Source organism: Mycolicibacterium hodleri (assembly GCF_025822245.1).
Lineage (GTDB): Bacteria > Actinomycetota > Actinomycetes > Mycobacteriales > Mycobacteriaceae > Mycobacterium > Mycobacterium hodleri.
This window is the reverse complement of record NZ_JACKTL010000033.1, coordinates 540578-561632: the sequence shown is the minus strand read 5'-3', so window position 1 is coordinate 561632 and position 21055 is coordinate 540578. Positions and strand designations below refer to the sequence as shown.

Sequence of the window (21055 nt, the reverse complement as noted above, 5' to 3'; positions counted from 1 at the left end):
GCCGCCGAACCGGCCGCCGCGCGTCCCGACGACACCGCGCGGTGGTTGGCCGGCGGCGCGCTGGTGCTCGCCGCCGTGGGGGTCGTCGTCGCGCTCACCGGACGCCGCCGGACGTGATCCGCAGGTTGACGGCAACAGCCCTGATCGGGATGGCGCTCGCGACACTCGCGCTCGCCGGGGCGGGCGTCGCGTCCGCCCACGCCATCCGCGTGGCGGCCGATCCGGCGCCCGACAGCTTCGTCGGAAGTGGACCGGCACGGGTCAGCGCGACGTTCAACGAGCGGTTGCAGACCGACTTCGCGGCCATGACGGTCGTGGGGCCGGACGGCAACCTCTGGTCGACGGGAGACGTGCAGATCGCGGGTCCCGTCGCCAGTGTCGCGTTGCTGCCACTGGGTCCGACCGGTAGCTACACCGTCAACTACCGCGTCACCTCGGCCGACGGCCACGTGGTGAGCGGGGCGTGGTCGTTCACCCTGACGGTCGCCGGAACCGGCTCCCCCGGCCCGAAGGTCGGGGGGACGTCGGACGAGTCGGACGGGATGCCGGTGTGGCCGTTCGTGGCGCTGGCGGCGGTCATCCTCGGCGCGGGGGCCTGGCTGGCGGTGCGGCGGCGCGCGTGAGTCGACTTCGGGCGGCGCTCCTCGGCGCCCTGTGCGTGGGGGGCGCCGCCGGGGTCGCGTGGGCGGCGGCGCATCCGCAGAATTCGCCCACGTCGAGTGTGGTGCGCGCGGTCTGCGACCTTGCGGCGGTGGTGACGCTCGGCCTGGTCGTCGTGCCGGCGGTCGACGTCGAGCGCCACCGCGACGAGTTGGCCGCCCGCGCGGCGCGACCTCTCGTCGTGGTGTCGGCGTTGTGGGCGATCGCCGAACTGGTCCGGCTCTTCGTCGGCGCGGCCGAGGCGGCGGGCGCGTCCGCGGCCCGGGTCGGCGTGCGCACCACCGTGGTGTTCGCCACCGACACCGCGGTGGGGCGGGCCGGCCTGGTCTGCCTGACCGCGGCGCTGGTGGTGTGCGCGCTCGCCCTCGCCGCGCCGGGACGCACCCGGCCGTCGTCGACCACGGGCGTGATCGCCGTCGGCGCGGCGGCCATCGGGGTCGCGGGCCGCAGCCTGGTCGGCCACCTGTCCGAGAGTCCGCTGGGAGGGATGGCGGTGGCAGTGCACGCGTTGGCAGCCGCTTTGTGGTGCGGCGCGCTCGCCGCACTGGTGCTGGTGGTGACCCACCGCGGCCAGTGGGCCAGGGTGCTGCCGCGGTTCTCCCAGATGTCGTTCTGGTGCGTGGTGGTGCTGCTGGTGTTCGGCGTGGTGGGCGCGTTCGGGACGCTGCAGTCCCCGACCGACCTGTACGGAACCCCGTACGGCCGGGTGCTGGCGGCCAAGCTGGTAGTCACGGTCGTCCTGGTGGTGCTGGCGGCCCGCAATCGGGCTGGTTGGCTGCCGGCAGCGCGGTCGCACCGCGTCACCGTCGACGTGTCGCGACGCAAGTCCCGGACCGAGCTGGCGGTGATGGCCATCGCCCTGACGCTGGCAGCCGCGCTGGCCGTGACCGGTTAGGCAAAATCGCCAACTGGCATGATGGTCACCGCTGCCGATGACCCATCGCACGCCGACGCTGTGACGCAAGACCGCAAAGGAGCAGCCCCTATGGCCGACGAGCAGGATCGACAGGGCCAGACGCCCGACGACCGATCGCCGGACGCTGTCGCCGACCAGGCCCCGAAGGCACCCGAGAAGGCACCGGCCAAGACGCCGCCAGCCAAGGCCGCCAAGAAGGCGCCGGCGAAGAAGGCGCCCGCCAAGAAAGCCGCGCCCGCCAAGAAGGCGCCGGCGAAGAAGGCGACGACACCACCACCTCCGCCACCGGCTGCGGCGGCCGCACCGACGCCCCCGCCGCCCGTCGCGGCGGCGCCCTCCCCGCCTGCTCCGCCGGCACCGCCGGAACCGATCTCGCCGGCGAAGGAGGCTGCCGCGCAAGCGAAGTCGACGGTCGCCAGCGCTCCGACACCCATTCCGCTGCCTGGGCCGGAATCGTCCCGACTGCCGCTGGTCGTCGCCGTGGCGGCCGGCGCACTGGCGCTCCTGGTCGTGTTGCTGGCGCGTCGCAGCTCCGACGACGACTGACCTAGCATCGAGCCGTGACCATCGAACCCCGCGCCACCGCCGACCTCGTCGACGAGATCTACCCCGACGTCCGCAGCTGCGATCTGCAACTGCAGAACCTCGGTGGCACGACGACGTTCGCCGGACCCGTCACCACCGTGCGGTGCTTTCAGGACAACGCACTGCTGAAGTCCATCCTGTCCGAGCCGGGGCACGGTGGCGTCCTGGTGGTCGACGGGGAGGGGTCGCTGCACACGGCGTTGGTCGGCGACGTGATCGCCGGTCTCGCCGTCGACAACGGCTGGGCGGGAGTGATCGTCCACGGCGCGGTCCGCGACGCCGCCGCGTTGCGCACGATGAACCTCGGCATCAAGGCCCTCGGCACCAATCCGCGCAAGGGCACCAAGACCGGAGAGGGCCAGCGCGACGTCGCGGTCACCTTCGGCGGCGTGACGTTCACCCCCGGGGAGATCGCCTACTGCGACGACGACGGAATCGTGGTCGTCGCCGCGCCCTAGTCGCCCTGCGAGTCGAAAACGCCCCCCATCCCGTTCGGATGAGGGGCGTTCGCGTCTGCTGGGTGTGAGGGCTAAACCCCCACGGCCGCACGATGTTTGGTGAAGTGCAGGGCCTCGTCGTCGACCTTGCCCTGACGGATCAGCCGGAGGTCGAGCAGGTAGTTCTGCTTGAGCCGCCACGGCGCCCGCGAGCCCGACTTCGGCAGCTGGTCGATCGCCCGCAGGAAGTAACCCGGCGCGAAGTCCATGAAGGGCAGTTCGCCGACCGAAGAACCGGGGTGCTCGGGCACGACGCGGTCGAAACCGTTGTCGTCCATGTAGTTCAGCACCCGGCAGACGAATTCGGAGACCAGGTCCGCCTTGAGCGTCCACGACGCGTTGGTGTATCCGAAGGTGATGGCGAAGTTGGGGATGCCGGAGAACATCAGGCCCTTGTAGGTCATCAACGACGTCAGGTCGATCGGCTCACCGTTCAGGGTGGGCTTGAGGCCGCCCAGCAGCTGCATGTTCAAACCCGTTGCGGTGACGATGACGTCGGCGTCCAGCACCTCACCGGAGGTGAGCTTGATGCCCTCCGGAACGAAGGTGTCGATCGTGTCGGTGACGACGTCGGCGTTGCCCTTGCGAATGGTCTTGAACAGGTCGCCGTTGGGGGCCAGGCAGAGTCGCTGGTCCCACGGGTTGTAGCTCGGGCCGAAGTGCTTCTCGACGTCGTAGCCCTCGGGTAGCCGGCGCTTGGCCATGGTCATCAGCGTCTTGCGCATGTAGTTCGGGAACTTGCGGGCCAGCTGGTACTGCGCGGTGCTGAAGATGATCGCCTTCCAGCGGTTGACCACGTGGGCCAGGTTCTCGGGAAGGTACTTGTTCGCGGCGACGGCGACCGGGTCGACGTCCGGCAGCGAACCGACGTAGGACGGGGAGCGCTGCAGCATGGTCACGTGCCCGGCGCCGCTGTTGACCAGCGCGGGGATCAGGGTGATCGCGGTCGCGCCACTGCCGATGACGACGATCTTCTTGCCGGCGTAGTCGAGGTCCTCCGGCCAGTGCTGGGGGTGCACGATCGTGCCGGCGAAGTCGGCGGATCCGGGGAATTCCGGCGAGTAGCCCTCGTCGTAGTTGTAGTAACCGGTGGTGGCGAAGAAGAACGAGCACGTCATGGTGATCTCGTCGTCGCCGGTGTCGACGGTGACGGTCCAGCGGTTTTCGGCGTCGGACCAGTCGGCGGCCACCACGCGGTGGCGGTAGCGGATGTTCTTGTCGATGCCGTTCTCGGCGGCGGCGTCCTTGATGTAGGACAGGATCGACGGGCCGTCGGCGATCGCCTTGGCCGACGTCCACGGCTTGAACCGGAAGCCGAGGGTGAACATGTCCGAGTCCGAGCGAATGCCGGGGTACTTGAACAGGTCCCACGTGCCGCCCATGTTCTCGCGGCGTTCGAGGATCGCGTAGGTCTTCGACGGCGAGCGGTCCTGCAGATGCCAGGCCGCGCTGATGCCGGAGATGCCGGCGCCGACGATCAGGACGTCGAGGTGTTCAATCATGGCGACACGTTATCAACAGGGTGTCGAGTCGGTCAACACCCTGTTGAATAATTCGACATGCAGTAAAGTAACCCCCATGACCACTGCCAGCACGGCCCGATCCGGACGGGGACGCCGCGCAACGCGCCCGTCGGGTGACGAGCGCGAGGCAGCCATTCTCGCGACGGCCGAGCGACTGCTCGAAGACAAGAAGTTCGCCGACATCTCCGTCGACGACCTGGCCAAGGGCGCCGGGCTCTCGCGACCGACGTTCTATTTCTACTTTCCGTCCAAGGACGCGGTGTTGCTGGCGCTGATCGACCCGCTCATCCAGCGGGCCGACACCGGCTTCGACGGGGCCACACAGCACCTGCCGGCCGATCCGCGACGAGCCTTCCGCGAGGGGATCCGCACCTTCTTCACCGCGTTCGGCTCGCACAGCGTGGTGGCACGCGCGGGCACCGAGGCCCTGGCGAGCAGCCCCGACTTCCGAGCCGTGTGGTCGGCGTTCATGCAGAAGTGGATCGACCAGACCGCCGCACTGATCGAAGCCGAACGAGCCCGCGGCGCCGCACCCACCACCATCGACGCGCACGACCTCGCCACGTCCCTCAACATGATGAACGAGCGAACCATGACCGCGACGCTGGTCGCCGAGCCCGGCTCCGTCGCCCAGGACCGCGTCGTCGACACCCTGGCCCACATCTGGCTGACCAGCATCTACGGCGACAACCAGTAGCCCTCGTCGGGCCCAGCCAGCCCGCTCACGCGACGAGACATAACCCACGGCGGTCAGCGTCGGCGTGTCGGCGCCAACGCTTATGTCTCGTCGAGCCCATTCCGTTGGTCGGACGTCCATGCGAACATGTGTTCGTGTCCGACGGGCGGGATCGAGGAGTGGGCCAGGCAACGATCCTGCACGCCGACCTCGACTCCTTCTACGCCTCCGTCGAACAGCGCGACGACCCGTCGCTGCGCGGGAAGCCGGTGATCGTCGGCGGCGGGGTGGTGCTGGCCGCCAGCTACGAGGCCAAGGCATACGGCGTGAAGACCGCGATGGGCGGGCGCCAGGCCAAGCAACTCTGCCCGCACGCCATCGTGGTGCCACCCCGCATGGCGGCCTACACCGACGCCAGCGCCGCGGTGTTCGAGGTCTTCCACGACACCACTCCGCTGGTCGAACCGCTGTCGGTCGACGAGGCGTTCCTCGACGTCAGTGGGTTGCTGCGGGTGTCGGGCACCCCGGTGCAGATCGGGGCCCGGCTCCGCGAGCAGGTGCGCGACCAGGTCGGCCTGCCGATCACGGTCGGCATCGCGCGAACCAAGTTCCTCGCCAAGGTGGCCAGCCAGGAGGGCAAACCCGACGGGCTGCTGCTGGTGCCACCCGACCGCGAGTTGGAGTTCCTGCACCCCTTGCCCGTACGGCGACTCTGGGGCGTCGGCGCCAAGACCTCCGACAAGCTGCACGCCCACGGGATCCACACCGTTGCCGACGTGGCGGAGTTGAGCGAGTCCATGCTCGGGTCGATCGTCGGCGGCGCGATGGGCCGTCAACTGTTCGCGCTGTCGCACAACGTCGACCGACGCCGGGTGGTCACGGGCGTCCGACGGCGTTCGGTCGGAGCGCAACGCGCGCTGGGTCGAGCGGGAAACAGCATGTCGCACAGCGAGATCGACGCCGTGGTCGTCAATCTGGTGGACCGCATCACGCGACGGATGCGCCGATCGGACCGCACCGGCCGCACCGTCGTGCTGCGTCTGCGGTTCAACGACTTCAGCCGGGTCACCCGATCCCACACCTTGCCACGGGCCACCGCGTCGACCGACGCCATCCTCTGCGCGGCAAGAGGTTTGGTGTCGTCCGCCGCCCCGCTGATCGCCGAACGAGGGTTGACGCTGGTCGGCTTCGCGGTGTCCAACATCGACCGCGAGGGCGCCCAGCAGCTTGAGCTGGAACTGCCGTTCGAGACATCCGACGCGGGCCGCCGGCCAGCCGGTACGCCCGAGCACCTGTTGGCCGTCGACTCGGCGATGGACGAGGTTCGCCGGAGGTTCGGCAACGCCTCGGTGACGCGGGGCGTGCTGGTCGGCCGGGATCCCGGACTCGAGATGCCGATGCTGCCGGACTAACCCGCCGTGGTCCAGGCCAGCAGCTTCTCCACCGGCCAGGTGTTGACGATCCGGTCGACGGGAACGCCGTTGTCCAGGGCCCGTTGGGCGCCGTAACCGAGGAAGTCCAGTTGACCGGGTGCATGGGCGTCGGTGTCGATCGAGAAGTCGCAGCCGATCTCCAGGGCCATGGTGAGCAACCGGGTGGGTGGGTCCCGGCGTTCGGGCCGGGAGTTGATCTCGACGGCGGTGCCGTGGTCGCGGCAGGCGGTGAACACCTTCTCGGCGTCGAACGTCGACTCCGCCCTGAGCCCGCGGCCGCCCTCGACCAGCCGGCCGGTGCAGTGACCCAGGACGTCGGCCTGCCCGCCCGATACCGCTCGGACCATGCGACGGGTCATCGACGCGGAGTCCATCTTCAGCTTCGAGTGCACGCTGGCCACGACGACGTCGAGCCGCGCGAGCAGGTCGTCGTCCTGGTCGAGGGTGCCGTCGTCGAGGATGTCGACCTCGATGCCGGTCAGAATTCGCATGGGCGCGAACGTCTCTCGCAGTTCGTCGATGACGTCGAGCTGCTCGCGCAGCCGGTCTGCGGACAGGCCGTTGGCGACGGTCAGGCGCGGCGAGTGGTCGGTCAATGCACAGTACTCGTGGCCGAGCGCCTTCGCGGCGGCCATCATCTCCGAGATCGGCGCCGAGCCGTCCGACCAGTTGGAGTGCAGGTGCAGGTCGCCCTTGAGCGCCGCCCGAATCTCGCCGCCGCCGAGATCCTGTGCGTTGGAGCGCAATTCGACCAACACGTCGGGTTCGCGCCCGGCCCAGGCCTGCGCGATGACGGCCGCGGTCTTGGGCCCGACGCCGGGCAGCGACTGCCAACTGTCGGCGTTGCCGTGCTTGGCGCGCTGCGCGTCGTCGAGACCCTCGACGACGTCGGCGGCCTTGCGGTAGGCCATTACCCGCCGGGAGTCCTCACGGGCACGGTCCTTGTAATACGCGATCTGGCGCAGCGCTGCGACTGGGTCCACGAGTCCAGTGTGCCCTTGAGCGGGGACGATTTTGCCGTCAGGTCCCCTCGCGCTTCGCTGTTACGATTTTCACGGGCCTGGAGGGGGTTGCGTTGAGTCTGCTGGACGAACTGGGGAAGGTGCTGGACGTCGTCGAGACGGCGACGCCGGTCGACCTCGTCAACGGCGTCCGCAGCGCATGGACCGACGTGCCGAACTTCGTCGGCGACGTAGCTTCCGGCGATCTCCATTCGGCGCTGAACGACGGTCGAAAGGTCGTGGGCGACGCCAACGACATCGCCCAGGGTTTGACCAGTCTGGGTGTCAGCATGGGACCCGTTTCAGGAGCACTCTCCAACAGCACGGTCGTCAAGCTCGCGGAATCGAAGGTTCTCTCCGCTGCCCAACTGGCCATTGACCTGCTCAAGAAGTCCACCGGAGCTGGAGACCCCTGCACCGGCGACGAGTTCCGCGAATCCAGTGGACGGCTGGAGACGGTCGTCGACACCCTCATCAAGGCCGAACCCCACAGCGACCGTTGGGACGGCACTGCCTCGCAGATCTACAACGCGGTAAACGCCTCCCACCGCCGGTGCGCATCAGACGTGCAGGTCGCGGATCTGGAGATTGCGAAGATCATCGACACGGAGGCCGGCCAGGTCTCACGAACTCGGACCACCCTTGACGAAACCTCGCAGAACCTGACCGACTACGACCTCGCGACGTGTTGGATGAACGCGACTCCGCCGTCCGCTGCAATCAAGTTCGCTCTCGACGTCGCCGCAGCCGCGGGCGCCATGGCGACTGTCAATGCCACGATCGGTGTTCTCGTCAAGAACAGTATCGAGAACGCCTTCAACATCAATCAACACATCTCCAAGTACGACGCGCCCGGCCGCGATACGTCGGGGAACCCAGCCGGCGGTTGCGACATCTTTTCCTTGCCAGACGACGAGCACCCGCTGGCCCTTCCCGACGACGCGACCCCGCTGCCCGGCGCCGACGAGGGGACTCGCCCGCCCTCCCGCTCACTGCCGGGCACGCCCTACACCGTGCCGGGTCCTGAAGTACCGCCCCCGTCCGTCCCCGCCACCCCCTACGGCTCGAGCGCGCCGCCGCCAGCCCGCACGAACGGAACCCCATGACGACCGACTCAGACAAGAACCTGAGTGTCCTGACGGACCACGTCCGGCACCTGATGACAGTGCAGCAGACTGCAGTCGACCAGATCACCGGGGCAAACCGTTCCATCGTCGATCCCGGTCGGAGCATGTGGGATACCCACGGGATCGTTTGCACGGCAACGAATGTCGCCGTTTCATCGGCTGAGACCGCTCGCCGGACCGCGGGCGGGGCGCTCGTCCGTGTCTCCAACGAGCTAGCGGAGAAACTGACGGCAGCCGCCAACTCCTATGACGACACCGACGCGAGCACCAGTGGAGACATCGATGCGTGTGGGGTGTGAGTGACTGGTCCAAGATCGTCATCGTGGGACGACGATGAGGATCAAGACGACTGGAATTCGCCTTCGGCTCAAGATGACAGCCCATCGGGACAGGACGATGAAACCGGCGAGCCACAGGAGATGCTGTTCACCGTTACCAACCCCCGCGGCACGGTCTCGGTTACGGCATTGGCCAACGGCCAGCCAGTGCACGTCGAACTCGCCCCAGAAGTAGTCGACATGCCCGAAAGTCAGCTAAGCGAGGAAATCTCCGTCATCGCGGGCCTTGCTACGCAAAATGCAAGGGCCGGCCAGCACTTGTTGGCGTCGGCGCTACTTCAGCGTCTTGGTCATGACCGCACCTCGACACTCGGTTTCCTCGAACGTGAACTCGGCCTCCCGTCCCCCGACGCGGTTCTGGCCCACAAGGCGCACGTATTCGCCACCCGATACGCGAACGACGACTGGTCCGCGTGAACGACCAACCCCAGTGGCGTGACCCTGCGACATCCGTCGTGGCCGCGCCGTTCCGGACGCGGCGCCGACGCTGGCCGCTCATCGCCGCGACGTTGACGGTCGTCGTAGTCGCCGTCACCGGCGGCGCTGGATGGTGGCTGATCGGCGGCGGCAAGGATCAATGGACGCGGCGGCACTGGCAGCCTCCACCGCAGAGCCTTCTGTCACCGATGGGGGTCGAGCCGGTTCCCGGCTGGAAGGCCAGCGTCAACAGCCTCGGTCTGCCGTCCGATGCGAGGTTCACCACTTCTGGTGATTCAACTGCGCCAGGTCCAATCATCACGACATCCGACTCTCGCACTTATGTGCTGGCGACCTCTGGCGCGACCGACCCACAGTGGTGGCTTGCGGGAGTGGACGCGCGCGACGGGCACCGGCTGTTCCCGCCAGTTGCGCTGAATGCGGGCCAGCGCCCACCGAGCTGCTTCGCCAACGGTCGAGCCGTGGTGTGCGTCGCCGAGGATTCCGCAGCGGCAACCGCGTGGGTCGTGGACGGAGATACCGGCATGCTCACGTACATGGGTCGGACCGACCTTGACCTCTACTCCAGCAAGCTGAGGCCCCGACAATTGGGCGACTATCTCGTTGCGCAGACTGAACGTGAAGGCGTCTACGGTGTAGGCCCGGATGCGGCGCCGACGTGGTTCGTCGGGGGCGTTGGCGTCGTCGCCTCACACAATGGCGGCGTTGCCTTTCAGAGTCGGGGCGAGGGGTTGGGCGGCGACCTCTTCGCAATGACCGACGGGAAGATCATTCACCCGGACACTCCTCCTGATGCCTTGGTGCGCAGCGTCCGCTTCTTCGACGCAGGTTTCGCCGCCGAGGTCGCTTCCAGCGGCGGGTTACCTGCCGTGCAGTTGTTCGATGACGCGGGGCGTAAGACGGCGGACGTTGGCGGAAATCAGGTGGTCGGTACCACGGCCAATCTGACGGCGGTTTTCGACGACGACCGTTGGGGGATCTACGCCCCAGATGGGGCGAGGTTGCTCGACCTTCCGCGCGAGCAAGCCGGCGGCATTCAACTCATCGGGTCAACTCTCTGGGTGACGAAGAGCGGTGGGGCGGTCCACCACAGCCAGCCGTATGACCTTCGAACCGGCGACCCGGGTAAGCCGTGCGACATCGACTTCGGCGGCTATCTCGGCAGCGACGGGTCCGTGGCCGTGCGAGCGCCGCTCAATCCGAAGTCCGATGACCTGGCGCAGGCGTACGATCTCGCCACGTGTCGTCTCGCCTGGTCGATACCACGACCCGCGGGCTCCCTCGGCAGACTGGTCAGGACCGGTGACACTTTGGTCCGGCTGTCTGACACCGGAACCGAATTGGCGTCACTAGTTGCGCCGCAATAGGACTGGTTGAGTAAGCAGATGCGTCGCCGTGTGCGCTCCCTACGGGTTGGGTTCGCCGCCGTAGCGTTGGTGGCCGTGGGAGCGGTCCTCCATGCGCACGGCGATAGCGGCCACACCCCCAGTGACACAACGAATTCCAACTGGCAGCCGCCACCTCAAACATTTCTCGCCTCGCGCATGGACGTTCGGCCCGTTCCCGGCTGGACGGCACGCGTCGGCGACGTCGGTCTGCCACCAGGAAGTACGTTCGCCTCGAGCCCCGACGCCACGTGGTCGCAACCCCTCGTCGGCGATCTAGGACCGCGTGGGTTCCTGCTCGCACGGACTCCCGACGCCGCGGGCAGCCAGTGGTGGCTGATCGGGATCGATGCACATACGGGCGGGCGTCTCTTCGCGCCGGTACGACTCGACGCCGCGACGACTTCCCCATCGTGCTTCCTCAACGGACCCGACGCCGTGCTGTGCCTTCGCGACGGCGACCAGGGCGGAACCGCCTGGGTGGTCGACACTCGCTCGGGCGTCGTGACGTTCACCGGCCCAACCGATCTCCGAACGTCATCGGGTGCCCTTCGCGTCACTCAAGCCGGGTCCTACGCAGTGGCGCAGACAACTGGGCAGGGCGTGTTCGGGATCGGCCCGCACGCCGAGACCACGTGGTTCGTGCCGGGCAAGGGTCAGGTCATGAAGAGGCTGTCAGGAGCGACCAACGTGGCGCCCACCGCTCTTGCCGCCCAAGATGCAGGTGGCGACCAAACCACCGTCTTCTCCCTCGTGGACGGCAAAGTCGTCTCCCCAGAACTCGACGCTGGCCTAAGACCATTGTCAGCCGTGGTGTATCCAGGCGGGTTCGCGGTCGAAGTGGTGGATTCGCAAAGGAAATCGATTCCAGACGGTATCGAGTTCTTCGACGACGTCGGCAGGAAACTGGGCCGTGCCGATGTTTCGAGCTTCCTCTCCACCACATCGATGGACATTCCGATCGTCGAGTCGGCCCCCGAATCGGTCGTTTTCAGCCCTGCCGGCGAAAAGCTGGCCGACATCTTTCGCTTCACCCCCGGCGATACCGCGCTGCTCATTGGGACCACGCTGTTCGCCGACGGACAATCCATGGACCACGACCCCCAGCAATACGACCTCACCACGGGTTCCAAGGGGAAGGCCTGCAAAGTCACCCTGTCCAGTTACATTGCCACTGACGGCAAGGTGGCGATCTTCCAATCCGACACCCCGAATGTCGGACTGGTCACGAAGGCCGTGGACCTCGCGACGTGCGACGTTCTCTGGACGATCGAGTCTCCGTTCGGCTCGTTCCGAGACGTCTGGCGAATCGACACGTCGCTCATTCAACTATCCGACGACGGAAACGAATTGACGTCACTCGTCGCGCCTCGATAGCCGTCCGGCGACCGGCTATCACCGGTGATGTCAAGGTTCAGGGTGCATTGGCCCCCAGCCCCGTGCGGTTGACGCGAGCCGAGCAGGGTTACCTGACTACGCCCAGACCCGGGGATCCCGACCACTCAGCGCGACAGCACGCGCCAATGCCGTTGCGTCCGAACCGATGTCGACCGCCGCGTCGAACAGTCCCTCCACGGGACCGGCCGCGGTGAAGCTGGCCAGGTGTTCGCGCACCGCCTCGGCCACGTCGTCGTCGACCTCGTACCCCTGGCCGGTGGCCACGGCCACGTCCCACCCGTGCACCACGACCTCGGTCAGCCCGACCATGCCGCACACCTCGCCTGGCAGGTCGACGCCGCCGACGCGGGTCATGCCGTCCCACGCGCCCGGGTCACCCCACGCGTCGGCGAGCAGCGCCAGGTTGGCCGGGTAGCGGGACCGCCAGTCGGCCTCCAGCTGGTAGCCGCCGTCGCCCGGTGGACTGTCGGTGAGCTCGCCGACGTCCTTGCGCGCGGACGCGGCGAATGCCGCGCCGAGCCCACCCAGGTGCGCCACCACCTCGCGCAGCCTCAGCTTCTCGCACGGAGTGGCTCGGTCGAGCTGGTCGTCCGTTACGCCGGCGAGGACGTCGGTGGTCCGCGCGCAGGCCTTCGAAACCAAGAGGGTCTTGTCGTTCATGTCCATACCGACCCGCGCCGGACCAGAAACTCGTCGACGCCCGACAGGTTGCGGGTCTAGGGTTGGTTGAGTGCGATTCGCCTTCAAGACATCCCCCCAAAACACCACGTGGTCGGAAATGCTGCCCATCTGGCAGACGGCCGACGACATCGACGTCTTCGAGTCCGGCTGGACCTTCGACCACTTCTATCCGATCTTCTCCGACTCCACCGGCCCCTGCCTGGAGGGCTGGATCACTCTGACGGCGCTGGCGCAGGCCACCAAACGGCTGCGGGTCGGCGTGCTGGTCACCGGCATCCACTACCGCCATCCCGCCGTGTTGGCCAACATGGCCTCCGCGCTCGACGTCATCTCCAACGGACGCCTCGAACTCGGCATCGGTGCGGGCTGGAACGAGGAGGAATCCGGCGCCTACGGCATCGAGCTGGGCACCATCAAGGAGCGCTTCGACCGCTTCGAGGAGGCCTGTGAGGTCCTCACCAGCCTGCTGACCAAGGAGTCGACGACCTTCGACGGCAAGTACTACCAGCTCAAGGACGCCCGCAACGAGCCCAAGGGTCCTCAGCAGCCGCATCCCCCGATCTGCATCGGCGGCAGCGGCGAGAAGCGGACCCTTCCGCTCACCGCCAAGTACGCCGACCACTGGAACTTCGTCGGCGGGACGCCGGCGGAATTCGCCCAGAAGCGTGACGTGCTCGCGGCCCGTTGCAAGGACATCGGGCGCGACCCGAAGGAGATCACCCTCTCGGCGCACGTCCGCCTCGGCGAGGACCGCAACTACCAAGCCGTGGTGGAGGATTGCGTCGCGTTGGGCGCCGAGGGTCTCGACCTGGCGATCATCTACCTGCCACCGCCCTACGACCCGGCCGTCCTGGAACCGCTGGCCGAGGCCATCCGCGACTCGGGACTGCTCAAGACGCCCTAAGGGGTGACCTCACGCGTCGTCGTCGATCGCGACGACGTGGACGTGCACGCCCGCGGCCGCAATGCGTTCCAGCTGTTGGGGATTCGCGGTCGAGTCGGTGACCAGATGATGAATGTCGCTCAGCGGCACCATCTTCGCCAGCGTCACCTTCCCGATCTTGGATCCGTCGACGGCGACGACGACGCGTTGCGCGTTCGCGGCCATCGCGATCGCGGTGCGCGCCTCGGCCTCGTCGTAGGTGGTCGCGCCAATCTCGGCGGACATGCCGTCGGCGCCGAGAACGGCGGTGCCGACGGTGATCACCTGGAACGCGTGTTCGGACATCGGGCCAACGGCCTCAAGGGTATTCGCCCGCACCAACCCGCCGGTGGCGATCACCTTCATGTGCGCGTCGACGGCACAGTCGGCGGCGATCGTCAGCGAGTTGGTGACGATGGTCATGTTCGGGCGACCCTTGAGCGACCTGGCCACCTCCCCCGTCGTGATGCCGCCGGTGAGCGCGACGGCCTGCGGGCCCGCCGGCACCAGCGCGGCGGCGCGATGGGCGATCCGTCGCTTGATGGCGACCATCCGATGGTCGCGCAGCCGCACCGGGATCTCGCTGCCGCTCGGGTCGAGGGCCCGCGCGCCACCATGGGTCCGGACGAGCAACCCCTGCTCCTCGAGCTCGTTGAGGTCGCGACGCAGCGTCGCCACCGACACCTTCAGCTCGCTGCACAGCACCTGTGACGCCACCTCGCCGCGATCCCGCAGGAGGGACAACACTTCGCGCATCCGGTCAGTGCGCTTGATCGACATCGCTGAACACTCCTCCGGGCAGGACGCGCACAATCAGTTTTCCTGATCGTTTTGCCCGCTTGTATTGCGCGCTTTGAGCGAGCTTCCCATGATCGGTAGATGTTCCGCACGTCACACCCCCATCAGCGAGTGAGCCAGTGAGCCTGGCCGCCACCGCCGACCTCGTCGCCTCGGCCACCACCGCCGGGACCGCCGTCCTGGCGTTCAACGTCGTCACCGTCGAGCACGCCGAGGGCATCGCCACAGGCGTCGAACGGGCCGGTGTACCCGCCTTGCTGCAGGTCAGCGAGAACACCGTCCGGTTCCACGGCGGTCGCATGGCCCCCTTGGTGTCGGCGTGTGCCCGCATCGCCGCGCAGTCGACCGCCCCGTTGGCGATCCACCTCGACCACTTCCAGGACGTCGCATTGATCGCCGAGGCCATCGATTCCGCGGCCGCTCTCGGCGTCACCTCGATCATGGTCGACGCCGCGCACCTGTCCTACGGCGACAACGTCGAACGGACACACGCCTTCGCCGAGCACGGTCACCGCGCCGGTCTGTGGGTCGAGGCCGAATTGGGCGCGGTCGGCGGCAAGGGCGGCGCGCACGACTTCGGGGTCCGCACCGACCCCGCGGAGGCGGCGGCCTTCGCCGAGGCCACCGGGGTCGACGGTCTCGCCGTCGCGGTCGGCAGCTCGCACGCGATGACCACCCGCGACGCCGAACTCGACGTCGAGCTGATCCGCCGGCTCGCCGCGGCGGTCTCGGTGCCCCTCGTACTGCACGGCTCCTCCGGGGTGTCCGACGACCAGCTCCGCCTGGCCACCGATGCCGGCATCCGCAAGGTGAACGTCGGAACCGCGCTGAACCTCGCCTACACCGGGGCGCTGCGCGAGTCACTCACGGCGAATCCCACGGCGAACGACCCGCGCCGAGCGCTGGCCGACGGGCGCGCGGCAATCGCCGACACGGTCGCCGAACTCTGCCATGCCGTGACGCGGCGGCCCGTGGCGAACGGTGGCACCCGATGACCGACACCCTGCGCCGCGTCGACTGGCTGGCCGAGACCGTCGCCCAGCACAAGGCCGGCCGCCCGGTCGGCGTCTACTCCGTCTGCTCGGCTCACCCCACCGTGGTGGAGGCCGCCATGGTGCAGGCTGCCGCCGACGACGGCTACGTGCTCATCGAGGCCACGTCGAACCAGGTCGACCAGTACGGCGGCTACACGGGGCTGCGCCCCGCCGAGTTCCGCGACCTGGTGCTGCGCGTCGCCGACGACCAGGGCTTCGCCAGGGATCGCGTCGTCCTCGGCGGCGACCACCTTGGACCCAACCGCTGGCAACGCGAATCCTCCTCTGCCGCAATGGAGAAGGCCGACGTCCTGATCGCCGCCTACGTCGAGGCGGGTTACACCAAGATTCACCTGGACTGCAGCATGTCGTGCGCAGACGATCCCGACGTGCTCGCCGACGAGGTCGTCGCCAGCCGGTCGGCACGACTGATGCGCATCGCCGAGGACACCGCGCACCGCATCGGGTCATCGGGGCCGGTGTACGTCATCGGCACCGAGGTACCCGTCCCCGGCGGCGCGCACGAGACACTCGACCACCTCACCCCGACACCCGCCGACCGGGCACGACGCACCGTCGACGCCCACCGCTCGGCGTTCGCCGAGGTCGGCCTCGACGACGTCTGGCCCCGTGTCGTCGCGCTGGTGGTGCAACCCGGCGTCGAGTTCGACCACGTCAACGTGTTGGACTACCAACGCGAGGCGACCGCGGAACTGCGCACTGTCCTCGACACCGAGGCCAACCTCGTCTTCGAGGCTCACTCCACCGATTACCAACGCCCCGAACAGCTTCGGGAACTCGTCGAGGACCACTGGGCGATCCTCAAGGTCGGGCCGGGCCTGACGTTCGCGATGCGGGAGGCGTTGTTCGCCCTGGCGATGATCGAGGCGGAGCTGGTGCCGCGCACCTCACGGTCGAACCTGGTCGAGGTCGTCGAGCGCCGCATGCTGGCCGAACCCAGGTATTGGGAGGGCTACTACGAGGGTGAGCCACGTGCGCAGCGGACGGCCCGTCGGTACAGCTACAGCGATCGCCTGCGTTACTACTGGGCAGACCCCGAGGTCGACGCGGCCCGGCGCACCCTGCTGGAGAACCTGGACCGCACGGGAATCCCCTTGCCCTTGATCAGCCAATTCCTGCCCGGTCAGTACGAGCGCATTCGGGCCGGCCAACTCGAACCCATCCCGCAGGCTCTCGTGATCGACCGGATCCGCGACGCCATCCGACCGTACGCACGCGCGTGCATGACCCCTGGAGCAGCCCAATGACCACGATTCCCGCCCAAGAAGACGGCGGCGCAACCATTCTCGAGATCGGGCAGCAGCCCGACGCCTGGCGCGAGGTTGCCGGGCGCACCGACGAGGACGCCGCCGCGTTCCTCGCCGAGCTCGTCGCCCGGCCAGATCTGCGCATCATCCTGACCGGGGCCGGCAGTTCGGCGTTCGCCGGCGAGATCGCCGCCCCAGCCCTGCGCCGCCACCTGGGTCGCCGCGTCGAGGCCATCCCGACGACCGACATCGTCGCGGGGCCCCTCGACTTCCTGGAACGCCACACCCCCACCCTGATGGTGTCGTTCGGCCGCTCGGGCAACAGCCCCGAGAGCCTGGCGACCACCGCGTTGGCCGACGAATTGGTCGACGAGGTCTGGCATCTCGTGCTCACCTGCGACCGCGACGGCAAGCTGGGACGCGAGCACGTCGGCCGGGCGAACTCGCTGGTCGTCTACATGCCGGAACGCACCAACGACGTCGGCTTTGCGATGACGTCGAGCCTGACCTCGATGTTGTTGTCCTGCTTGCTGATGCTCGGACCTGCCACTCCCGGTGACGTCGAGGCCCTCGCCGCGGCGGCCCAGCACGTGGTCGACCAGCAAGGCGACGTCCGGGCACTGGCCCAGACCAAGAAGCAGCGGTTCGTCTACCTCGGCAGCGGACCCCTCGAGGGCCTGGCCCGCGAGTCGGCCCTCAAATTGCTGGAGCTGACGGCCGGCGAGGTGGTGACCTACTTCGACTCGCCGCTGGGGTTCCGCCATGGACCGAAGTCGGTGTTGGACGCCGACACACTCGTCGTGGTCTACGTCTCGACCGATCCGCACACGCGGCTCTACGACCTCGACATCGTCGCCGAAATCCGCAACCAGCTCGGCCAAGACGCCGTCACCGTGCTCAGCACCGAGCCCATTCCGGCCGAACTTGGCCCGTCCCTGGTGCTTCCGGGCCTCGGCGGCCTGGACGACGCGCTCGTCGCGCTGCCCTATCTGGTGTTCGCTCAGTATGTCGCGCTGTTCACCTCCCTGGAGTACCGCAAGACGCCGGACAACCCGTTCCCGTCCGGCGAGGTCAGCCGCGTCGTCAAGGGCGTGACCATCCATCCGATGACGGGCGGCGCCACCCATGCCTAACTATCTCGGCGTCGACGGCGGAGGGTCCAAGACCGCCTTCGCCCTCATCGCCTCCGACGGCACGATTCTGGCGCGCGCCACCGCGCCGCCGTCCTACTACTTCAACTCCAACTTCGACGTGGTGGAAAGCGCTCTGGCACAGGGTGTCACGGATGTCTGCGCGCAAGCGGGCATCGAGTCGTCGGACATCACGGCGGCCTTCTTCGGCCTCCCTGGCTACGGCGAGGCCAGCGCCGACGTCGAGAAGCTCGACGCGGTGCCCGGCAAGGTCCTCGGCCACGACCGGTACAGCTGCGACAACGACATGGTCTGCGGGTGGGCTGGGTCGTTGGCCGGCGAAGACGGCATCAACGTCATCAGCGGCACGGGTTCCATGACCTACGGGGAGCGCCAGGGCACGGGCCACCGGGTCGGCGGCTGGGGTGAGTTGTTCGGCGACGAGGGATCGGCGTATTGGGTTGCCACACAGGGATTGAACGCCTTCAGCCGAATGAGTGACGGCCGGTCGAGCCGTGGCCCGCTCTACGCCCTCCTCACGGATCGGCTGGCGCTCGCCGGTGACCTCGACCTCGTCAGCCTGGTGATCGACACCTGGGGTGGCAACCGCACCTCCATCGCCGCGCTCGCCACGACGGTCTGCCAGGCCGCCCGCGAGGACGATCCGGTGGCGGCGAAGATCCTCGTCGCCGCCGTGGACGAGCTCGTCACGTTGATCGACACCACCCGTACGTTGGTCGGCTTCGCCGACGGGGAGACCGTGCCGGTGTCGTACTCCGGCGGAATGTTCTCCGACGACGGCTTCCGCGCGCTCTTCGTGACAGCGCTGGAGGGTCAGCCCGCCAACTACGACCTGCGGCGTCCGCTGCTCGATCCCGCACTCGGCGCCGCGCTGTACGCCGCCAAACATCGGGGCGAGCCGCTGAGCAGCGACGCGGTACGCCAATTGTCCGTCAACGCAACGACCTTCGACGAAGTGAGAACGCCATGACCACGAACCCGAATACCGGGCACACCCGTAGCTGGATCTTCTACGCGACACTCCTCGTCCTGTTCTGGGGCGTGTGGGGGGCATTCTCCGCTCTGCCCGCGACCAAGTACGGCTATCCCGACGAGATGATCTACAGCATCTGGGCGTTGACCATGATCATCCCGGCGGCCGTCATCCTGCGCGGCCAACGGTGGGACAAACGCCCCGCCGCCACGATCTACGGCTTGCTGATCGGGCTCACCGGCGCGGGCGGCCAGCTCGCGCTCTTCCAAGCGCTGACCATGGGCCCCGCCTACCTCATCTTCCCGATCATCTCGATCTCCCCGGCCATCACCGTCGTAATGGCGATGGTGCTCCTCCGCGAGCGCATCGCGCCGCTCGCCGTCGTCGGTCTGGTGATGGCGCTGGCGGCCATCGTGCTGTTCACCATCACCGGCGGTGACTCCGAGGGTTCGTCGGGGCCGTGGCTGCTGCTGGCCATCGTGATCTGCGTGGCGTGGGGCGTGCAGGCGTACTTCATGCGCAAGACCGCGACGATCGGCGTCAACGAGGCCACCACGTTCGGCTGGATGACCATCAGCGGTCTGCTCCTGATCCCGGTCGCCCTGTTCTCCCTCGGCGGGATCCCCACCGACTTCCCCTGGCAGGCACCCGCGTTGACAGCAGGCACCCAGGTGCTCAACGCCATCGGTGCACTCTTCCTCTTGATGGCCCTCGCTCGTGGCAAGGCCTCCATCGTCGCCCCCACCACGAACGCGCTCGCCCCCGCGCTCACCGTCATCATCTCGCTGGTCGCCTACCAGACCTTGCCGACTCCGTACGGCGCGATCGGAATCGTTCTGGCGCTGGTGGGTTCGACGTTGATGGTCTACGCCGACGAACGACGTGGCGAAGCTCCCACGGCGGCCGTCCTGGAGCCTTCGGTCGCCAGGGATCACCGATGAAGCCCACCATCGTCATCATCGGCGCAGGCAGCGTCGAGTTCACCCGCGAACTCCTCGGCGACGTGTTCTCGTTCCCCGAACTCGGTTCGGTCCGGGTGGTGCTGCACGACATCGACGACGAGCGCCTCCGGACCGCCGAGGCCATCGCCAACGCGACCGCCGAAGCCGCGGGCGCGCATCCGGAGGTGGTGGCCGTCGCCGACCGTCGCCGGGCACTGGCCGGTGCCGACTACGTGATCAACGTGATCCAGGTCGGCATGCACGACGCGACCGTGCGGGACTTCGACATTCCCGAGAAGTACGCCCTGCATCAGACCATCGGCGACACCATCGGCATCGGCGGCATCTTCCGCGGACTGCGGACCTTCCCCGTGCTGGCGGGCATCGCCGAGGACATGCTGGAGGTGTGCCCCGACGCGTGGCTGCTGAACTACACCAACCCCATGGCGATGAACGTGACCTACCTGCGTCAGGTTGCCCCCAAGCTGAAGGTGCTGGGGTTGTGCCACTCCGTGTACTGGACGATGGTCGGGCTGTGCGAGCTCGTCGACGTGCCGTTCGACGAGGTGTCGTACTGGTCGGCCGGCGTGAACCACCAGGCGTGGGTGCTGCGCTGGGAACGCGGCGGCCAGAGCCTGTATCCCCTTCTGGACCAACGCATCGCCACCGACCCCGAGCTGCGCAGGCGGGTTCGGGTGGACATGTACCGCAGGCTCGGCTACTACCCCACCGAGACCAGCGAGCACTCCAGCGAGTACGTCCCGTGGTACCTGCGCCACCCCGAGGAAGTCGACCGGCTTCGCCTCGACGTCGGCGCCTATGTCCGCATCAGTGAGGCCAACTTGGCCGAATATGCCAGGGTGCGTTCCGAATTGGCCGCCGGGTCGACGTTGGGGATCGACACCGAGTCGACGGAGTACGCGCCCCAGGTGATCCACTCCTTCGAGACGGGCCAGCCGCGGGTCATCTCCGCCAACGTCGCCAACGACGGCCTGATCACCAACCTGCCCGACGGGCTGGCCGTGGAGGTGCCCACCCTGCTGGACGCCCTCGGTGCGCACCCGACGCGGGTGGGCGACCTGCCGCCGCAGTGCGCCGCGCTCAACCGCAACTTCCTGGGTCCGGTCGAACTCGCGGTCCGGGCCGCCGTCGACGGCGATCCTCGGTTGGTGCGCGCCGCCGCCATGGTCGACCCGAACACCGCGGCCACGCTGACCGTGGACGAAATCTGGAGGCTGTGCGACGACTTGACCGTCGCGCACGGTGATCTGCTGCCCGAACCGCTCCGCACCACGCTCACGCCATGAGAA

General features: G+C 68.0%; 22 protein-coding genes. 18 read left to right on the top strand and 4 right to left on the bottom strand.

Going from position 1 to position 21055, the window contains the following annotated elements; translation table 11 throughout:
- Positions 1-116: 116 nt before the first annotated feature.
- The 4 genes from H7J06_RS15190 to rraA all read left to right on the top strand — a co-directional run bounded on the left by H7J06_RS15190 (position 117) and on the right by rraA (position 2619).
- Positions 117-623, top strand: a complete 507-nt coding sequence (locus H7J06_RS15190) for a copper resistance CopC family protein (RefSeq protein WP_372515315.1) — start codon at positions 117-119, stop codon at positions 621-623.
- Positions 620-1555: a CopD family protein gene (locus H7J06_RS15185; RefSeq protein ID WP_264039731.1), complete on the top strand. Its 936-nt coding sequence runs from the start codon at positions 620-622 to the stop codon at positions 1553-1555. The genes H7J06_RS15190 and H7J06_RS15185 overlap by 4 nt, the downstream gene beginning before the upstream one ends.
- 90 nt (positions 1556-1645) lie before the next feature.
- The gene (locus H7J06_RS15180; RefSeq protein WP_264039730.1) at positions 1646-2122 is read left to right on the top strand and encodes a hypothetical protein; all 477 of its coding nucleotides are present in this window, start codon (positions 1646-1648) and stop codon (positions 2120-2122) included.
- Between the two features lie 14 nt (positions 2123-2136).
- The gene (gene rraA / locus H7J06_RS15175; RefSeq protein WP_264039728.1) at positions 2137-2619 is read left to right on the top strand and encodes a ribonuclease E activity regulator RraA; all 483 of its coding nucleotides are present in this window, start codon (positions 2137-2139) and stop codon (positions 2617-2619) included.
- Positions 2620-2690: 71 nt separating this feature from the next.
- Here the strand turns inward: rraA and H7J06_RS15170 are convergent, their stop codons facing one another.
- A complete protein-coding gene (locus H7J06_RS15170) occupies positions 2691-4160 on the bottom strand; it encodes a flavin-containing monooxygenase (RefSeq protein WP_264039727.1) in 1470 nt (489 codons plus the stop codon).
- Between the two features lie 76 nt (positions 4161-4236).
- Here H7J06_RS15170 and H7J06_RS15165 point away from each other — a divergent pair, with 76 nt between their 5' ends.
- A complete protein-coding gene (locus H7J06_RS15165) occupies positions 4237-4878 on the top strand; it encodes a TetR/AcrR family transcriptional regulator (protein ID WP_264039726.1) in 642 nt (213 codons plus the stop codon).
- 128 nt (positions 4879-5006) lie between these two features.
- Positions 5007-6269, top strand: coding sequence for a DNA polymerase IV (gene dinB, locus H7J06_RS15160; RefSeq protein ID WP_264039725.1), 1263 nt, complete (start codon positions 5007-5009; stop codon positions 6267-6269).
- Here dinB and H7J06_RS15155 read toward each other — a convergent pair.
- Positions 6266-7273, bottom strand: coding sequence for a PHP domain-containing protein (locus H7J06_RS15155; protein WP_264039724.1), 1008 nt, complete (start codon positions 7271-7273; stop codon positions 6266-6268). The genes dinB and H7J06_RS15155 overlap by 4 nt on opposite strands.
- Positions 7274-7461: 188 nt before the next feature.
- Between H7J06_RS15155 and H7J06_RS15150 the strand changes: the two genes are divergently transcribed.
- The 5 genes from H7J06_RS15150 (at position 7462) to H7J06_RS15130 (ending at position 11956) form a co-directional block, all read left to right on the top strand.
- The gene (locus H7J06_RS15150) at positions 7462-8397 is read left to right on the top strand and encodes an EspA/EspE family type VII secretion system effector (protein WP_264039722.1); all 936 of its coding nucleotides are present in this window, start codon (positions 7462-7464) and stop codon (positions 8395-8397) included.
- Entirely contained in the window at positions 8394-8717 is a 324-nt protein-coding gene (locus H7J06_RS15145; protein ID WP_264039721.1) for an ESX-1 secretion-associated protein, read from the top strand. The genes H7J06_RS15150 and H7J06_RS15145 overlap by 4 nt, the downstream gene beginning before the upstream one ends.
- Positions 8718-9173, top strand: coding sequence for a YbaB/EbfC family nucleoid-associated protein (locus H7J06_RS15140; RefSeq protein WP_264039720.1), 456 nt, complete (start codon positions 8718-8720; stop codon positions 9171-9173).
- Positions 9174-9265: 92 nt separating this feature from the next.
- Positions 9266-10561 carry a 9-bladed beta-propeller domain-containing protein gene (locus H7J06_RS15135; RefSeq protein WP_264039719.1) on the top strand — a complete coding sequence of 432 codons (1296 nt, stop codon included), beginning with the start codon at positions 9266-9268 and terminating at the stop codon, positions 10559-10561.
- A gap of 18 nt (positions 10562-10579) precedes the next feature.
- Entirely contained in the window at positions 10580-11956 is a 1377-nt protein-coding gene (locus tag H7J06_RS15130) for a 9-bladed beta-propeller domain-containing protein (protein ID WP_488199444.1), read from the top strand.
- Between the two features lie 96 nt (positions 11957-12052).
- On the opposite strand, the gene H7J06_RS15125 is transcribed toward H7J06_RS15130, so the two are convergent.
- Complete coding sequence (locus tag H7J06_RS15125; RefSeq protein WP_264039717.1) at positions 12053-12637, bottom strand: TIGR03086 family metal-binding protein; 585 nt, start codon at positions 12635-12637, stop codon at positions 12053-12055.
- A gap of 70 nt (positions 12638-12707) precedes the next feature.
- On the opposite strand from H7J06_RS15125, the gene H7J06_RS15120 reads away from it, so the two are divergent.
- Positions 12708-13562 carry an LLM class F420-dependent oxidoreductase gene (locus H7J06_RS15120; protein WP_264039716.1) on the top strand — a complete coding sequence of 285 codons (855 nt, stop codon included), beginning with the start codon at positions 12708-12710 and terminating at the stop codon, positions 13560-13562.
- Positions 13563-13571: 9 nt separating this feature from the next.
- Here the strand turns inward: H7J06_RS15120 and H7J06_RS15115 are convergent, their stop codons facing one another.
- Positions 13572-14360, bottom strand: coding sequence for a DeoR/GlpR family DNA-binding transcription regulator (locus H7J06_RS15115; RefSeq protein WP_264039715.1), 789 nt, complete (start codon positions 14358-14360; stop codon positions 13572-13574).
- A 137-nt stretch (positions 14361-14497) separates the two neighbouring features.
- Between H7J06_RS15115 and H7J06_RS15110 the strand changes: the two genes are divergently transcribed.
- Genes H7J06_RS15110 through melA form a run of 6 tightly spaced genes read left to right on the top strand, consistent with a single transcriptional unit; the run spans position 14498 to position 21052 of the window.
- Positions 14498-15373 (top strand): class II fructose-bisphosphate aldolase, encoded by an 876-nt coding sequence (locus tag H7J06_RS15110; RefSeq protein WP_264039713.1) that lies wholly within the window; start codon positions 14498-14500, stop codon positions 15371-15373.
- Complete coding sequence (locus H7J06_RS15105; RefSeq protein ID WP_264039712.1) at positions 15370-16680, top strand: D-tagatose-bisphosphate aldolase, class II, non-catalytic subunit; 1311 nt, start codon at positions 15370-15372, stop codon at positions 16678-16680. Before H7J06_RS15110 ends, H7J06_RS15105 begins: the two co-directional genes overlap by 4 nt.
- Positions 16677-17813 carry an SIS domain-containing protein gene (locus H7J06_RS15100; protein ID WP_264039711.1) on the top strand — a complete coding sequence of 379 codons (1137 nt, stop codon included), beginning with the start codon at positions 16677-16679 and terminating at the stop codon, positions 17811-17813. Before H7J06_RS15105 ends, H7J06_RS15100 begins: the two co-directional genes overlap by 4 nt.
- Positions 17806-18801, top strand: a complete 996-nt coding sequence (locus H7J06_RS15095) for an N-acetylglucosamine kinase (RefSeq protein ID WP_264039710.1) — start codon at positions 17806-17808, stop codon at positions 18799-18801. Before H7J06_RS15100 ends, H7J06_RS15095 begins: the two co-directional genes overlap by 8 nt.
- The gene (locus tag H7J06_RS15090) at positions 18798-19745 is read left to right on the top strand and encodes a DMT family transporter (RefSeq protein ID WP_264039709.1); all 948 of its coding nucleotides are present in this window, start codon (positions 18798-18800) and stop codon (positions 19743-19745) included. Before H7J06_RS15095 ends, H7J06_RS15090 begins: the two co-directional genes overlap by 4 nt.
- On the top strand, positions 19742-21052 hold the full coding sequence (melA, locus tag H7J06_RS15085) for an alpha-galactosidase (protein ID WP_264039708.1): 1311 nt from the start codon (positions 19742-19744) through the stop codon (positions 21050-21052). The genes H7J06_RS15090 and melA overlap by 4 nt, the downstream gene beginning before the upstream one ends.
- Positions 21053-21055 lie beyond the last annotated feature (3 nt).

Excerpts from the sequence above, each read along its gene's own strand:
- H7J06_RS15100 (WP_264039711.1), top strand. The coding sequence starts at position 16,677 with ATGACCACGATTCCCGCCCAAGAAGACGGCGGCGCAACCATTCTCGAG.
- H7J06_RS15095 (WP_264039710.1), top strand. The coding sequence starts at position 17,806 with ATGCCTAACTATCTCGGCGTCGACGGCGGAGGGTCCAAGACCGCCTTC.
- H7J06_RS15125 (WP_264039717.1), bottom strand. The coding sequence starts at position 12,637 with ATGAACGACAAGACCCTCTTGGTTTCGAAGGCCTGCGCGCGGACCACC.
- H7J06_RS15090 (WP_264039709.1), top strand. The coding sequence starts at position 18,798 with ATGACCACGAACCCGAATACCGGGCACACCCGTAGCTGGATCTTCTAC.
- H7J06_RS15145 (WP_264039721.1), top strand. The coding sequence starts at position 8,394 with ATGACGACCGACTCAGACAAGAACCTGAGTGTCCTGACGGACCACGTC.
- H7J06_RS15180 (WP_264039730.1), top strand. The coding sequence starts at position 1,646 with ATGGCCGACGAGCAGGATCGACAGGGCCAGACGCCCGACGACCGATCG.
- H7J06_RS15170 (WP_264039727.1), bottom strand. The coding sequence starts at position 4,160 with ATGATTGAACACCTCGACGTCCTGATCGTCGGCGCCGGCATCTCCGGC.
- H7J06_RS15105 (WP_264039712.1), top strand. The coding sequence starts at position 15,370 with ATGACCGACACCCTGCGCCGCGTCGACTGGCTGGCCGAGACCGTCGCC.
- melA (WP_264039708.1), top strand. The coding sequence starts at position 19,742 with ATGAAGCCCACCATCGTCATCATCGGCGCAGGCAGCGTCGAGTTCACC.
- H7J06_RS15115 (WP_264039715.1), bottom strand. The coding sequence starts at position 14,360 with ATGTCGATCAAGCGCACTGACCGGATGCGCGAAGTGTTGTCCCTCCTG.
- H7J06_RS15165 (WP_264039726.1), top strand. The coding sequence starts at position 4,237 with ATGACCACTGCCAGCACGGCCCGATCCGGACGGGGACGCCGCGCAACG.
- H7J06_RS15130 (WP_488199444.1), top strand. The coding sequence starts at position 10,580 with ATGCGTCGCCGTGTGCGCTCCCTACGGGTTGGGTTCGCCGCCGTAGCG.